The sequence below is a fragment of the Hymenobacter amundsenii genome, assembly GCF_002204745.1.
Taxonomy (GTDB): domain Bacteria; phylum Bacteroidota; class Bacteroidia; order Cytophagales; family Hymenobacteraceae; genus Hymenobacter; species Hymenobacter amundsenii.
Genome location: NZ_NIRR01000001.1, coordinates 106,248 through 119,400 on the forward strand (window position 1 = coordinate 106,248; position 13,153 = coordinate 119,400).

The following is a 13,153-nucleotide window of genomic DNA, read 5'->3' on the forward strand; positions in this document are numbered from 1 at the left end:
GCATCAGCAGACCGTACTGGCCGATGTGCGCCACGGCTGGCGACCGGAACGACGGGAGGAAAGCCTGGAGCAGGCCCGCCGAACCGCACACTGGCTGAACGGGTTGGGCTGGTTGGTAACGCTCTGGTTGCTGGCCTACCCCACTCCCTACCAAGTGTGCGTGGCGGTGGCCGTGAGCTTGCCGATGGTGGGGGTAGTGGCCATCTGGCTGCACCCAGGCACGCTCCGGATCGATGAGCTAGCCAATAATGCTTACCCCAGCCTATTGCCCCTGTTTCTGATGCCCAGCCTGTTGCTGGCGCTACGAGCCTTGCTGGACTACGACATTTTGGAATATGCCAGCCTGTGGCAACTCGTAGTGCCAGGCGCGGCCTTGTTACTGCTGCTCTTGGCCATGGTCAACCGGGAGTTTATGGTGGGTGGCCGGGCAGGGTGGCCGTCTTGGGTGCTGCTGTTGTTTATGGCGCTGCCCTACAGCTACGGCGCGGCAGTCCTGCTCAACTGTAGCTTCGATACGTCGGCCGTGGTGGTACATCCGGCGGCAGTGGTGCGCAAGTACACCAGCGGAGATTTTCCGACTTCCTACCAGTTGCAGTTAAGCCCTTGGCCGCAACGGCCTACTGCCAACACCGAAGCAACGATTTCAAAGCGGGTATACCAGCAAATAGTGCCCGGCGACTCGGTAAGCGTGGCCGCGCATGCTGGCTACCTGGGCATTTCCTGGTTCAGCGTCGGGCAACGCTAGCTGGCCGCCATTCTGAAGCTCCCAGTGATTCGGGAAGGGCAATGCTGGCATAATATATTCCCGCTTCCCAGCCGTCGGCCCCGATGCTTCCGGCCGTGATGCACGTGGCCAACTACGCAACGGGCCCCGCGTATAGCTTGATTATCAATCTTTTTTCTTCCCTATGACTACTCCCACTGATTCTATTGCCCTCGTAACGGGCGCTACTTCCGGCATTGGCCAGGTAACGGCCCGCGAACTGGTACGCCAAGGCTACCACGTAATTCTGCTGGCTCGCAACGCCGCAAAAGCGGCCCGCGTGCGCCAAGAATTCCAGGCCATAGCTCGGTCAGGCCAGCGCGTCGATGTGCTGCTCTGCGACCTTTCCGACCTAAGCCAAGTGCGGCGAGCAGCGGCCGAGTTCCGCCAGCGCTACGACCACCTCGACCTACTCATCAATAACGCTGGCATCTTGTTCGGCAATGAGCGCGCGGAATCGGCCGATGGTTTCGAGATGACGCTGGCCACCAACCACCTCGGGCCGTTTCTGCTCACCAGCTTGCTCCTGCCGGCCCTGGAGAAAAGCCCCGCCGCCCGTATCATCAACGTGGCCTCCATGGCCTACCGCTTCTCCAACCCCAAACTGACCGACCTCAACCAGGAGCACAACTACAGCCCCATGTGGCAGTATGGCAACACCAAGCTCTACAACATCCTCTTTACTCAGGAATTGGCCCGGCAGCTGCGTGAGCGGGACATCAGCAACATAGTTACCAACACGCTGCACCCGGGGGCGGTGGCCAGCAACTTCGCTGCCGATTCGGATGGCCTACTAAGCTGGCTCTTCCAGCTAGGCCGGCCCTTCATGATTTCGGCCGAACAAAGCGCCCGCACCACGCTATTTCTGGCCACCAACCCCATTGGCGGGCAGGTGAGCGGTGGCTACTTCGTCAAGGAAAAGGCCGCGCCTGTGAAGCACGATTTAACCGCCCCCGCCAAATCCCGGCAACTCTGGGAGCAGACAGAGGAGATGGTGGGTCAGAAGTTCTTTGAATAGTAAAATTATCGCGCAGAGTAATCAACATTTTCTATATTTAAGCCCCTGAACGACTCCTCTTTACAATCTAAGACCCATTGATTTATGACACTTGTCTGGTCGATATTGAATTTGTTACTGATTGCGCTGATATTTTATGCCTTCTGGCGGGTGTTTAAACTCATAGGGCAGCAGGTAGGAAAAGGCATTGCTGTTCTCTTTATGGTGGGCCTTTTCGGCTTTCGCGGCGGATCCTCTAAGTCGGAAGAAACCATTAATGAAAATCTTGTACACCATACCCGAGTTTCCAATTTCCATAAAGCCCCCCTCCTGACGTATGTTACCCGGCCAATCGGGAATCAACTAAAGCTGTATGTCAGGGCATCCTATCGGGCGAACGACCCGGAATTGACCCCTGTCAGACTTACAGCAAGTGTTAACGGCTTGGTGGCCGGACACGAGTGGACGCCTATGGGAGGCGTCACGAACATTGACCGGGACAGTGTGCCAACCTATGAGATTCGGATGATACACCGCTGGAATCTACTGAATTACAATATGTTCACTGAATTTGAAACGTACGAGGGCACTTTGCCCAAGCCCGGCAAGATGGGCCCTAGAGGCACGGTAAAATAACTATCCTGATTGACTTGGAAGCTCGCCTCCTGCAAAGCTAAAATCCCCGCCCGGCGCAATGCCGGGCGGGGATTTTAGCTTTTACGCAGCCAGATGGCCTAGTAGCGGTATAGATCCGACTTGAACGGGCCTTCCACGTCTACACCAATGTACTTGGCCTGATGTGGACGAAGTTCCTCCAGCTCCACGCCAATTTTGGCAAGGTGCAGGCGGGCTACCTTCTCATCGAGGTGCTTGGGCAGGGTGTACACTTGGTTCTCGTATTGGTCAGCATTCTGCCACAGCTCCAACTGCGCCAAAACCTGGTTGGTGAACGAGTTCGACATCACGAATGAAGGGTGGCCGGTGGCGCAACCCAGGTTCACCAAGCGGCCTTCGGCCAGCACGATGATTTCCTTGCCTTCGATGGTGTACAGGTCCACCTGGGGCTTGATGGTGTCTTTGGTGTGACCGTAGTTTTTGTTGAGCCAAGCCATGTCGATTTCATCGTCGAAGTGACCGATGTTGCAGACAATAGCCTTGTCTTTAAGGGCGCGGAACGACTCCTCGGTGATGATGTCGCAGTTGCCGGTAGCGGTTACCACGATGTCGGCCTCTTTGATGGCGGTTTCCATCTTCTTCACCGCGTAGCCATCCATGGCAGCCTGCAGGGCGCAAATGGGGTCAATTTCGGTAACGATAACGCGGGCACCAGCACCACGCAACGAAGCAGCGGTGCCTTTTCCTACGTCGCCGTAACCGGCTACTACAGCAATTTTACCAGCCATCATCACGTCGGTTGCCCGGCGGATAGCATCTACAGCCGACTCTTTGCAACCATACTTGTTGTCGAATTTCGACTTAGTTACCGAGTCGTTGATGTTGAACGCGGGCATGGGCAGCGTGCCGGCCTTCACCCGGTCGAGCAGGCGCAGGACGCCAGTCGTGGTTTCTTCCGACAGCCCTTTGATGCCGGCCGCCAGTTCGGGAAACTGGTTGAGCACCATGTTGGTCAGGTCGCCACCGTCGTCGAGAATCATGTTCAGGGGCTCGCGCTTCTCGCCGAAAAACAGCGTCTGCTCAATGCACCAGTTGAATTCCTCCTCCGTCATGCCTTTCCAGGCATACACCGGAATACCAGCGGCGGCAACAGCCGCGGCGGCGTGGTCCTGGGTCGAGAAGATGTTGCACGACGACCACGTAACGTCGGCGCCGAGGGCAGTGAGCGTTTCGATGAGGACCGCAGTTTGGATGGTCATGTGCAGGCAGCCAGCCACACGGGCACCCTTAAGGGGTTGGCTGGCGCCATACTCCTCGCGCAGGGCCATCAGGCCGGGCATCTCGGCCTCAGCCAAGCGCATTTCCTTGCGGCCCCACTCAGCGAGGCTCATGTCTTTTACTTTATAGGGCACGTAGGCCGTCGTCTTGGTTTCTACCATGGTGGTAAGTTGTAGCTGTGTGCGTGTTCGTCTCTAAACCACAAAGTTATTCAATAAGTTATCATTTCCCTTTCAACTGATCAACAGCTAGTTGACTTCACAAAAAAAACCCGCCGATTCTCATCGGCGGTTTTTTTGTGATCTGCTGGTAGCCGTTATCCGGCCCAGCTTAATTGTTCTGGATGACGCTGGCCTTCAGGCGCAGGTCGGTAGCTACCGCGCTACTCTTGACGCCGCGCAGGACTACCGTGTAGATTTTGCCGGCTTCATAAGTGCGCGAGACAGCCGTGTTGCCATTGCCGTCTCCTACCATAGCTTCCACAACGGCAGAGGTTCCGGTACCGGTCGAAACCGCGAAGTTGTAAGGACCAGGGGTGATTTCAGTGAACGCCGATGCTTTAGCAAAAGCCACCATCGGAACAATGTCGCTGGTACCGCCCTGGGGTAGGAGCACCGACAAGCTAACAGGGTTGGTAAGGCTAACGCCCAAATTAACGATGCGGATTTTAGCCTTGCCAGCAGTGGGCACCATCAAATCGTCGGGCGTTACCAAAATGTCGGCCGAACCCAGCGCAGTAGTGGGCGAATAGGCGAAAATCGAATAGCTCTTGTTTTGGTCGAAAGTGGTTTTGAGGCTGGCAATGGTGTTGTTAGACGATGCATCGTTGACGTAAATCATACGCGAACCTGCGTCTACACTCGTGTAATTGCCGTTCTGGATGTTTTGGCCGTAGCTGAGCTGGCCAACATTCTTGGTATCAACTAACACTTTTACCTGCACATTAGCCGAAGGCGCGGCTTGCACAGCCAGTACCCGAGCCTGAGCCGGAGCGGGCTTATCATCGTCTTTGTTGCAAGCCGAAAAAGCTAGCATAGCGGGTAATGTGGCTAGAAGGGCAGCTGGACGGAGGAAGGGCAGAAGTTTCATAAGCGTAGTTAGGGGGATGAATTAGATGGCACAACGAATACCATGCTGCTTTTGTTGAACGGGCCAGATCTTTTTCTCGATGAATTGCACTTTTTCCACGTCAGGTGCTTTAGTAATCCGAGCTGACATCCCTTAATTTTGCCCTCATGCTTTACTGGCCCTCCTCTTCTATTGTTCGTGCGCTACGCCGGACTGCCCTCACCGCCATCTGCCTGACTGGTTTGGGCTTAGGCGCCCAGGCGCAACAGTCGGCTCCCATTCAATTATCTCCGGAGGACCAGGGCCGGGGGCTGAACGGCGTGCAGAAGAACTTCTTCTTCGCCCAAGGCAGCGCAAAAACCGACAAGGATTACCAGAACGCGGGTTTTTTCGGCCAGCAGCTGCGGCCTTACCTGGCCGGCAACGAGGAGGCGCTTGATGCCCTTAACAGCTACCGCCGCCAGAAATGGCTGTTTGTGGCCGAGCGGCTGACGTTCGTGGGTGCCGTAGGGGTGTATGGGCAGCAGGTGCTGGCCAAAAGCAACGACTATCAGTACTTCAATGGCACCCAGAAAGTAGCTATTGGGGTAGCTGCCGTGAGCCTGCTGAGCAACATCTTCATTGTCCGCAACACGAATTCGCACTTCCAGCGGGCCGTGGAAGCCCATAATGCAGGCATGCCAGCAGCCCGCGTCGGTTTGCTCCAACGGCTGCAGCCCGGTACTGTGGGGCTGGCAACCAGCGCAACCGGCCGGCCGTTGCTGGCCCTGAGCTGGAACCTGCATTAGCGGTTTGCGCCCCCGTAGCGGGTTGGCAAGTGCAGCCGGCAGCGGCATGATGGCCCAGTTGGCAGCTGTACGCCGCTGCTTTTCGTTTAGCCTGTAGTACGGCCATTACGGCCCAGCTTGGCCATTTGCCGGATTCCTGCTTAGGTTTGGGCTGGCCTTTTCTCCCGGCCAGCCCAGGCTTTTTAGTCCGGGCCAGCCGGTTTCCCGTAGTTACCCCGCATGGAATACCCGCTGCCCGCGGCGTCGCGGCAATACGTTGCCCAGCACCTGCACGACGACCCCGCCCAACTGGCCCTGCAAGCCCGCCGCCACCCTAGTCTGCCCGTTCCTGAATTGGTGCGCCAGATTCAGGCCCGCCAGAAGGCCCGGCTTAAAATCCCGACCTGGGCTGCCAACCCCGACCTGGTTTTTCCGCCCGCCCTTTCGGTCGAGCAAGCCTCCTCGGACCGCACGGCTGCCTTTAAGGCCTCATTAGTAAAGGGCCACCGACTGGCCGACCTCACCGGCGGTTTTGGGGTGGATGCTGCCCATTTCGCCGCTACCGTAAACGAGGTACATTACGTGGAGCGCCACGGTGCGCTGGCCGATGTCGTACGCTTCAACTTGGCCCAACTGGGCATCGAGAACGTGGTTTGTCACACCGCCGACGCCGTCCAGTTTCTGCGGAGCACCCCCGATACGTTCGACTGGATTTACCTTGACCCGGCCCGGCGCGACAACGCCGCCAAAAAAACTTTCCGCTTCCAGGACTGCGAGCCCGACGTGCTGCGCCTGCTGCCGCTGCTACTGCAAAAGGGGCAGCGGGTACTGCTCAAAACCTCGCCCATGCTCGACATTGAGTTGGCCATTAAAGAGCTCGGCCACGTGCGGCGGTTGTGGGTGGTAGCCGTCGAGAATGAGTGTAAGGAGGTGCTTTACGAGTTGGGACCCGAGGCGGCCGTCGACCCCGAGCGGTACGCGGTGAACCTGCTGCGCAACGGCCAGCAGCAGGAGTTTCGGCTGAATCGGGCCCGCGAGGCCCGGGCGGTGCCCCGCTACGCCGAGCCCCGGCAGTTTCTCTACGAGCCCAATGCGGCTATTCTGAAGGCAGGCGCTTTCAAGAGTATCGGCACGGCTTACGAGATGTTCAAGCTCCACCAGCACAGCCACCTCTACACCTCCGATACGCTGCACCCCGATTTTCCGGGCCGCATCTTCCGGATTCTAGCTACGGAGAAATATGATACCGCTGCCCTGCGTGCCCACCTCGGCCCCGAGCTCCGGGCCCACGTCACGACCCGCAACTTCCCCGACTCGGTGGCCGAGTTCCGCCACCGCACCGGCATCCGCGAGGGCGGCGACACCTACTTGTTCGCCACCACCAGCCACGAAGGCAAGCTGATGGTACTGGTTTGCGATAAACAGGTCACGGATTAGCACGGATTTTAGCGGATTGTACGGATTTTGTAGTCGATTGAAAATCGAAAGGCCACCTCAAATGAGGTGGCCTTTATCTGGTTTCTCCTTCAGGAACCGGCAATGCTAGCGCCGGCTACAAAATCCGTACAACCCGTTGAAATGCGCGCTAATCCGTGACCTGGAAGCGCCAGGGCAGGTTGGCGGCGGTAGGGCCAGCGTACTCCAGACCGATGCGGGGACCAGCCAGAATACGGGCGTCGGGGATGATTTCGCTGTGGTCTTCGAGCCAGAGCACGTCGCCTTGCAGGTCGGTGCCGGTAAGGGCGGGCGTGAGGGCGAGGGCCTGGGTGAGCATGGCTGGGCCAGCCGCAATTTTGCGGACGTTCTGGGCCACCGGGCCGCGGCGCTGCTGCATGGTTTCGATTCCCACCAGCGGCTCGATGGCCCGCAACAATACGGTATCGGACTTGTCGGCCGCGTTGGTGCCGATATTGAACATCGTATGCTGCCGGTACACGCTGTAGAGGTAAGCCCGGCCGCCGGGCTCGCGCAGGGCGTGGCCGTGGGAGCCGCGCCGCTTCAGGTGCAGCTGCATGGAATCGTCGCCGAGATGGGAATAGGCTTCGGCTTCGATGATTCGGCCACCAGTCAGCACCCCATCTACCCGTGAGAAAACGTGCTTACCCAGCAGGTCGCGGGCAATCTGCACGGGGTCGGGGCGGCGGTAGAACTCGGCGGGCAGCTTCATGAGGAGAGGTGAGAGGTGAGAGGTGAGAAAGGATACGGGAATCGAGCACAAACACAACATCATTCAGAGCGCAGCGAAGAATCTCGCTTGCTGACATTGTTGGTACCATACCAGACAGTAACAATTAGTTTGGCAAGCGAGATTCTTCGCTGCGCTCTGAATGACGTTCTGTTTAGCGCAGTTCTCGTATCCTTTCTCACTTCTCATCTATTCCTGCACACTTCTGATTCCTTCGCCTATCTTTGCCTTCGTAAAGGTGGCCGGACCCCGATTGGGGGGCGAGGCTGAAAAGGGAATCCGGTTTAATGCCGGAGCTGTCCCCGCAACTGTACGCTTCATGAGTCGGCGCGTCATCACCGGCCACTGTTTCAACTAGCTGTTCTTCTTTTGAAGATGAGCGGCCGAAATGGGAAGGCGACGCGCCCGGAGCAAGCCAGGAGACCTGCCTTTGCGTTTCCCCATGTTCAGCGCCCTCGGTGGAAGGGCGGAGAATGAATACAGTAGCGGCTTTTCGGGGCCGCAAAATACCCCTCTGTTTTCAACCTCGGCTTGCCCGGGTCAGCTGGCAGCTTGCCAGCTGGCAGTCCGGTAAAGTTTTGAACTGAATTTTTCGGCTACGAAAATTTTGGTTCTCCAGACGCGTTTTCTTACCGGCCCGGCCGGCCCGTTGGTGTGGCTGACAGCCGCGCTACTGACAGCCACGGCGCAGCCAGCGGCTGCCCAGATGGGCACCAACTCGCCCGACACGGCCCGCGTGCTGCAGTTGCCCGCCGTGCGGGTGGCCGGGATACGGGCTACGCGCTTTGCCGTGGGCAGCCGCCAGCTTACGCTCGACTCGCTGGCCCTCGATAAGTACCGGACCGGCACGCTAGCCGATGTGCTGAGCGCCCGCACGGCGCTCTACCTCAAGAATTACGGGCCCGGCCAACTCTCATCTATTGCGCTGCGGGGCACTTCGGCCCGCCACACGGCCGTACTCTGGAATGGCTTCAACATCAACCTGCCGTCGTTGGGGGAAGCCGATTTTTCGCTGCTGCCCGTGAGTGGCACCACCCAGATCGAAATTCAGCCCGGACCGGCCGGAGCTACTTACGGCAACGGGGCGGTGGGCGGCACGGTGCGGCTCAGTTCGGCTGCCGCTGCCGATACGTGGGGCCGGGGCTGGCAGGGCGCGGCCCAGGCCGACTACGGCAGCTTCGGGCTGGGTGCGAGCCTGCTCATGGCCAGCTTCAGCAACCAAGTGCTAGCCCTACGCACCAGCCTGAGCTACCGCCGGGCCGACAACGACTTCCCTTACTACGCGAGCGAAGGTGGCCAGCGAGTGTCGCGCCGCCAGGAAAACGCAGCCTTCCGCCAGATCAGCTTCAGCCAGGATGCCACGGTGCGGCTGGGCGCGGCCAGCGAGCTGACGGCCGCCGTCTGGCTCACCGATGCCGACCGGCAGATTCAGCCCGGCATCGGCACCAACAACACCCACGCCCAAGAGCGCGACCAGAGCCGCCGCCTGACGGCCGGCTACCGCCACGTGAGTACCCGCCACGAGTGGGCGGCCCGGGCGGCCTGGTTCGAAGACGTGCTCAACTACCGCGACAACCTGAACGGGCTGAGCGAATCGAGCGTGCGCACCACCCAGGCCCAGGCCGAGCATACCTGGCGGCTGGCTTCCAACGCCTCGGCCCGGCTCGGAGCCGAGACCCAGCACTTCGCGGCCTGGGTAGATGGCTACGGCGCGGCCCCACGCACCGAAAACCGCTACTCTGCCTTCTTGCTGCTGCGCTACGACCCGCGCCCCCGCCTGCAACTCTCGCTGAACCTGCGCCAGGCCGTGCTGCCGGGCCGGCAGCCGCCCCTCACCCCCACCGCCGGGGCCGAGTGGCTTGCCCTGGCCGGCGGCTCCCACGCGCTAAGCCTCAAGGCCAATGCTTCGCGCAGTTACCGCGCCCCCACCCTCAACGAACGATACTGGCGCCCCGGCGGCAACCCCAATTTGCTGCCCGAGGAAAGCTTTGGCTACGAGGGCGGGCTGGTTCATACCCTCACGGCCACGCCCCGGCTACGCCTGAAAACCGAACTCACAGCCCACCAGCAGCTGGTAGACAACTGGGTGCAGTGGACCCCGGGCGAGCGGTACTGGTCGCCGCGCAATTTGCGGCAGGTGCAGGCCCGCGGCCTGGAAGCCAGCACCGAGCTGCGTTGGACGCCGGGCGGCACCTACCAACTCACGGCCCGGGGCTCCTACGCCCTCACCCAAACCGAAAAAACCCAAGGCACCGCCGCCGACTCCGACCCAGTGGGCCGGCAACTGCCCTTTGTGCCGCTGCATTCGGCCGCCTTCAGCACCGACCAAGCCTGGCGTGGCTGGCAGCTCGGCACCACGCTCACCTACACCGGTTACCGCTACACCGATGCCTCAGCCACCGCGTTTCTGCCCGGCTACCTGCTGCTGAACGCTTCGGTGGGCCGCACGCTGGCCGTGGGGCCGGGCTGGCGGCTACTGGTGCTGGCCCAGGGCTACAACCTCACTAACCAAGACTACCAGAGCTACCAGAACCGGGCGCTGCCGGGGCGCAACGGCAGCCTGAGCCTGCGCGTGCTCTGGCGCTGAGAGTCAGTTGCCAGTTGCCAGCGTATTCTATGCTGACAACTAGCAACTGATAATTAGCAACCAATTGCCAATGACTCAAACCTGATAAATAACCACTAACAGTTCCCTTTTAATGAAACCATTCTCCGCTTTTGCCAGCCTGCCCGCTCGCCTGCTGCTGGGCAGCGCCGCCACCCTTAGCCTGCTGGCCTGCGACCCCGAAAACGACCCTAACCCCGGCCCGGCGCCCATCATTACGAACTCCGTGTTTGTGGTGAATGAGGGCAATTTCACGCGCTCCAATGCCGATATCAGCCTCTTCAGCAAGGCCAGCAGCTCGGTTACCAACCTAGCCCTTTTTGCCTCTTCCAATAAAGGAGCACCGCTCGGCGACGTGGCCCAGAGCATGGCCGTGCGCGACAGCCTAGGCTATATTGTGGTCAATAACAGCAATAAAGTGGAAGTAGTATCGCTGGCTAAATTCAAGTCGAAGGCCACGATCAGCAACCTCAAGATGCCGCGCTACTTCGCGTCTGCTTCCTCGGACAAGGGCTACGTTACGGAAACAGTAACGTACAGCGGCGCTAATGGCCAGGTATCGGTTATCGACCTGAAGACGAACAAGGTGACCAAGACCATTGAGGTGGGCAGCCAGCCCGAGCAGTTGGCCGTGGTAGGTTCGCGCCTCTACGTAACCAACAACGGCGGCAATACCGTCACGGTCATCAATACTAGCACCGACCAGGTAGAAGGCACCATTCCGGTAGGCGACGGCCCCAACAGTGTGGTAGGTGACCGCAACGGCCGGGTGTGGGTGCTGAGCAGCGGCAAGGTGGTGTATAACCCCAACCCTACCCTGGTTACCAAGGGCAGCCTCTCGATGATTATTCCCGGCCAGCTTACAGCTACGACCCGCGAAACGGCCTCCAACCAAAGTTCCCCGGGCAACCTGACCATCAACGGCAGCCGCGACCAGTTGTATTACACCTACTTGGGCGGCGTGTACACGGTCAGCATCACCGAGGCCACTCTCCCTACTACGCCCCTCATTCGGCAGGGTACCTTCCGCGGGCTGGGCGTCGACCCGCAGGATGGCACCATCTATGGCAGCCGGGCCCCGTTCACGGCGGCCGGCAAAGTGATTCGCTACCGCCCCACCGGTGCCCCGATTGACTCGTTCGCAGTTGGTATTGGTCCCAACGGCTTCGTGTTCTACTAAGCCTCCAGGCTGACACCCGCAGCATCAGCAGTTGACTTTATGTTACCTCCAATCACCTATCCATAGCCGATCCGAACCTGCAATTTCTGGGCTTCTATATTAGTGTCCGGCCCGTATTAAGAAACCGAAAGGTCCGCTTCCCGAAAGGGAAGCGGACCTTTTTTGGAGTCAGGAGCACGCGGTTGTTAGCCGCTAGTCGGCGATGCCGTCGCGGTTGCGGTCTTTGGCATCGGCGGCGTTTTCGTACTGGTCGCGGACGCTGGTACGGGCCGTGTCGGGGTTGAGGCCGGCCGTAGCCGAATCGGCGCCGGTGTTGTTGGGGCGCATATCGGTTGGGTCGGGGCTCTTATTGTCGTCGCGCTCTACGTTGGTCGAGCCGTTATCGGAGCCGGTGCTGCAAGCAGTTAGGGAACCCGTCAGGAGCAGCATGGCGGCCAGGGGGCGAAGCGCGGAAATCATTTTCATGGGAGAGAAGTAAGGGAGGAGGAGAAATCAACTGGTAGGCTGTACGGCTGGTTGCGGCGGTAGTTTCTGCGGAGGCTGCATTCGGGGAGCATGCGCTAACTGCTTACTCAACTCATCGGGCCGGCCCGGGTTTCAGGTTTTTACGGTGGCGGCCTCCACCCAGAGGCAGCCGCTTATATTTGCTGGCCTTGGCGTATTATTCCGTATCCCATGACTCGATCTGCTTCCTCCTCCCTTGCGTTTGCACCGTTGGTGCGCCGCATGCTAATACTAGCCAGTAGCAGCCTATTGCTGGCCCTGCTGCTGATTGGCTATCTTTTCGGGTTCGGCGACCAGTTTTTTGGACGGTTGTTCGGTGCTTTTTTTGTATTTTTCTGGCTGTTGGCCGTAACCTTTCTTGGCGCGGTGCCCTTTGTAACATGGGCAGCAGCCAACTGGTTTGGTGCGGCTTGGACCGAATCTTCGCCCGTTCGGCGCAAACCCGGTGCACCTTCTGCCGGTGTTTCCCGTAAACCACCTCGTGCCGCCGTCAAGCGGCTGAAATCCACACAACCTCGCCCGTGAAAACGACTCTGCTCCACATCAAAAACATGGTCTGCCCCCGTTGCATCGATGCCGTGCGCAATCTGCTCGAACAGGCTGGCTATACTCCTACCGACGTAAAGCTAGGCCAGGCCCAATTAGACCAAACCACGCCCGCCGACCCCGCCGCCATAGCTCCTATGCTGCGCGAAGCTGGTTTCGATGTGGTGATGGGCCGCGCCGATCAGCTCACCGAGCAAATCAAAACGGCGCTGGTGGAATACTTGGAGCACCTGCGCACTGCCCGGATGCCCCTAACGACCTCCGCCTTCCTCACCGACCGGTTCGCGGCCACTTACTCGCACCTAAGCAAAGTATTCTCGCGCACCGCCAACCTCACCATCGAGAAATACCTGATCCGCCTTAAAATTGAGCGCGTAAAGGAGATGCTGAGCTATAATGAAATGACACTGAGCGAGATTGCTGAGAAGATGCGCTACAGCTCCGGCCAGCACCTGAGCAACCAGTTCCGCCAGGTAACGGGCCGCTCCGTAAGCGAATTTCGCCGCGACCTTATGCCCAGTCGCCTCTCGCTAGACCAACTGACCTAGTCAGCAAATACAAACGCATTTCAAGTGCTAAAGCCGTTCAACTGCCTGTTAAGGTTAGTTGAACGGCTTTAGTTTTTTACGCCTGACTTGGGATTTC

General features: G+C 59.3%; 13 protein-coding genes and 1 riboswitch. Of the genes, 9 read left to right on the top strand and 4 right to left on the bottom strand.

The window, feature by feature from the left end; genetic code table 11:
- Positions 1 to 25: 25 nt before the first annotated feature.
- The 3 genes from CDA63_RS00550 to CDA63_RS00560 all read left to right on the top strand — a co-directional run bounded on the left by CDA63_RS00550 (position 26) and on the right by CDA63_RS00560 (position 2,396).
- Positions 26 to 745 carry a hypothetical protein gene (locus CDA63_RS00550; protein ID WP_088462493.1) on the top strand — a complete coding sequence of 240 codons (720 nt, stop codon included), beginning with the start codon at positions 26 to 28 and terminating at the stop codon, positions 743 to 745.
- A 163-nt stretch (positions 746 to 908) separates the two neighbouring features.
- Positions 909 to 1,781: an SDR family NAD(P)-dependent oxidoreductase gene (locus tag CDA63_RS00555; RefSeq protein ID WP_088462494.1), complete on the top strand. Its 873-nt coding sequence runs from the start codon at positions 909 to 911 to the stop codon at positions 1,779 to 1,781.
- Positions 1,782 to 1,865: 84 nt separating this feature from the next.
- Complete coding sequence (locus CDA63_RS00560) at positions 1,866 to 2,396, top strand: hypothetical protein (protein WP_088462495.1); 531 nt, start codon at positions 1,866 to 1,868, stop codon at positions 2,394 to 2,396.
- A gap of 98 nt (positions 2,397 to 2,494) precedes the next feature.
- Here CDA63_RS00560 and ahcY read toward each other — a convergent pair whose 3' ends face one another.
- On the bottom strand, positions 2,495 to 3,814 hold the full coding sequence (gene ahcY / locus CDA63_RS00565) for an adenosylhomocysteinase (RefSeq protein WP_088462496.1): 1,320 nt from the start codon (positions 3,812 to 3,814) through the stop codon (positions 2,495 to 2,497).
- A gap of 169 nt (positions 3,815 to 3,983) precedes the next feature.
- Positions 3,984 to 4,688: a DUF4397 domain-containing protein gene (locus CDA63_RS00570; protein ID WP_165768130.1), complete on the bottom strand. Its 705-nt coding sequence runs from the start codon at positions 4,686 to 4,688 to the stop codon at positions 3,984 to 3,986.
- Between the two features lie 200 nt (positions 4,689 to 4,888).
- Between CDA63_RS00570 and CDA63_RS00575 the strand changes: the two genes are divergently transcribed.
- The gene (locus CDA63_RS00575) at positions 4,889 to 5,509 is read left to right on the top strand and encodes a hypothetical protein (RefSeq protein ID WP_126546659.1); all 621 of its coding nucleotides are present in this window, start codon (positions 4,889 to 4,891) and stop codon (positions 5,507 to 5,509) included.
- 219 nt (positions 5,510 to 5,728) lie between these two features.
- The gene (locus tag CDA63_RS00580) at positions 5,729 to 6,925 is read left to right on the top strand and encodes a class I SAM-dependent methyltransferase (protein WP_088462499.1); all 1,197 of its coding nucleotides are present in this window, start codon (positions 5,729 to 5,731) and stop codon (positions 6,923 to 6,925) included.
- A 148-nt stretch (positions 6,926 to 7,073) separates the two neighbouring features.
- On the opposite strand, the gene CDA63_RS00585 is transcribed toward CDA63_RS00580, so the two are convergent.
- Positions 7,074 to 7,655, bottom strand: a complete 582-nt coding sequence (locus CDA63_RS00585) for a DNA-3-methyladenine glycosylase (RefSeq protein WP_165768131.1) — start codon at positions 7,653 to 7,655, stop codon at positions 7,074 to 7,076.
- A 237-nt stretch (positions 7,656 to 7,892) separates the two neighbouring features.
- Positions 7,893 to 8,119: riboswitch (cobalamin riboswitch) on the top strand.
- A 161-nt stretch (positions 8,120 to 8,280) separates the two neighbouring features.
- Between CDA63_RS00585 and CDA63_RS00590 the strand changes: the two genes are divergently transcribed.
- Positions 8,281 to 10,260 carry a TonB-dependent receptor gene (locus CDA63_RS00590; RefSeq protein WP_126546660.1) on the top strand — a complete coding sequence of 660 codons (1,980 nt, stop codon included), beginning with the start codon at positions 8,281 to 8,283 and terminating at the stop codon, positions 10,258 to 10,260.
- A gap of 112 nt (positions 10,261 to 10,372) precedes the next feature.
- Positions 10,373 to 11,458, top strand: coding sequence for a DUF5074 domain-containing protein (locus CDA63_RS00595; RefSeq protein ID WP_088462502.1), 1,086 nt, complete (start codon positions 10,373 to 10,375; stop codon positions 11,456 to 11,458).
- Positions 11,459 to 11,650: 192 nt separating this feature from the next.
- Here the strand turns inward: CDA63_RS00595 and CDA63_RS00600 are convergent, their stop codons facing one another.
- Positions 11,651 to 11,923, bottom strand: coding sequence for a hypothetical protein (locus CDA63_RS00600; RefSeq protein WP_088462503.1), 273 nt, complete (start codon positions 11,921 to 11,923; stop codon positions 11,651 to 11,653).
- A 210-nt stretch (positions 11,924 to 12,133) separates the two neighbouring features.
- Here CDA63_RS00600 and CDA63_RS20260 point away from each other — a divergent pair, with 210 nt between their 5' ends.
- Together CDA63_RS20260 and CDA63_RS00605 are read left to right on the top strand one after the other, a co-directional pair.
- Positions 12,134 to 12,487 (top strand): hypothetical protein, encoded by a 354-nt coding sequence (locus CDA63_RS20260; RefSeq protein WP_126546661.1) that lies wholly within the window; start codon positions 12,134 to 12,136, stop codon positions 12,485 to 12,487.
- A complete protein-coding gene (locus tag CDA63_RS00605) occupies positions 12,484 to 13,056 on the top strand; it encodes an AraC family transcriptional regulator (protein WP_088462504.1) in 573 nt (190 codons plus the stop codon). Before CDA63_RS20260 ends, CDA63_RS00605 begins: the two co-directional genes overlap by 4 nt.
- Positions 13,057 to 13,153: the final 97 nt, after the last annotated feature.

Coding starts and splice junctions, on each gene's coding strand:
- CDA63_RS00555 (WP_088462494.1), top strand. CDS start 909: ATGACTACTCCCACTGATTCTATTGCCCTCGTAACGGGCGCTACTTCC.
- CDA63_RS00560 (WP_088462495.1), top strand. CDS start 1,866: ATGACACTTGTCTGGTCGATATTGAATTTGTTACTGATTGCGCTGATA.
- ahcY (WP_088462496.1), bottom strand. CDS start 3,814: ATGGTAGAAACCAAGACGACGGCCTACGTGCCCTATAAAGTAAAAGAC.
- CDA63_RS00570 (WP_165768130.1), bottom strand. CDS start 4,688: ATGCTAGCTTTTTCGGCTTGCAACAAAGACGATGATAAGCCCGCTCCG.
- CDA63_RS00575 (WP_126546659.1), top strand. CDS start 4,889: ATGCTTTACTGGCCCTCCTCTTCTATTGTTCGTGCGCTACGCCGGACT.
- CDA63_RS00580 (WP_088462499.1), top strand. CDS start 5,729: ATGGAATACCCGCTGCCCGCGGCGTCGCGGCAATACGTTGCCCAGCAC.
- CDA63_RS00585 (WP_165768131.1), bottom strand. CDS start 7,655: ATGAAGCTGCCCGCCGAGTTCTACCGCCGCCCCGACCCCGTGCAGATT.
- CDA63_RS00595 (WP_088462502.1), top strand. CDS start 10,373: ATGAAACCATTCTCCGCTTTTGCCAGCCTGCCCGCTCGCCTGCTGCTG.
- CDA63_RS00600 (WP_088462503.1), bottom strand. CDS start 11,923: ATGAAAATGATTTCCGCGCTTCGCCCCCTGGCCGCCATGCTGCTCCTG.
- CDA63_RS20260 (WP_126546661.1), top strand. CDS start 12,134: ATGACTCGATCTGCTTCCTCCTCCCTTGCGTTTGCACCGTTGGTGCGC.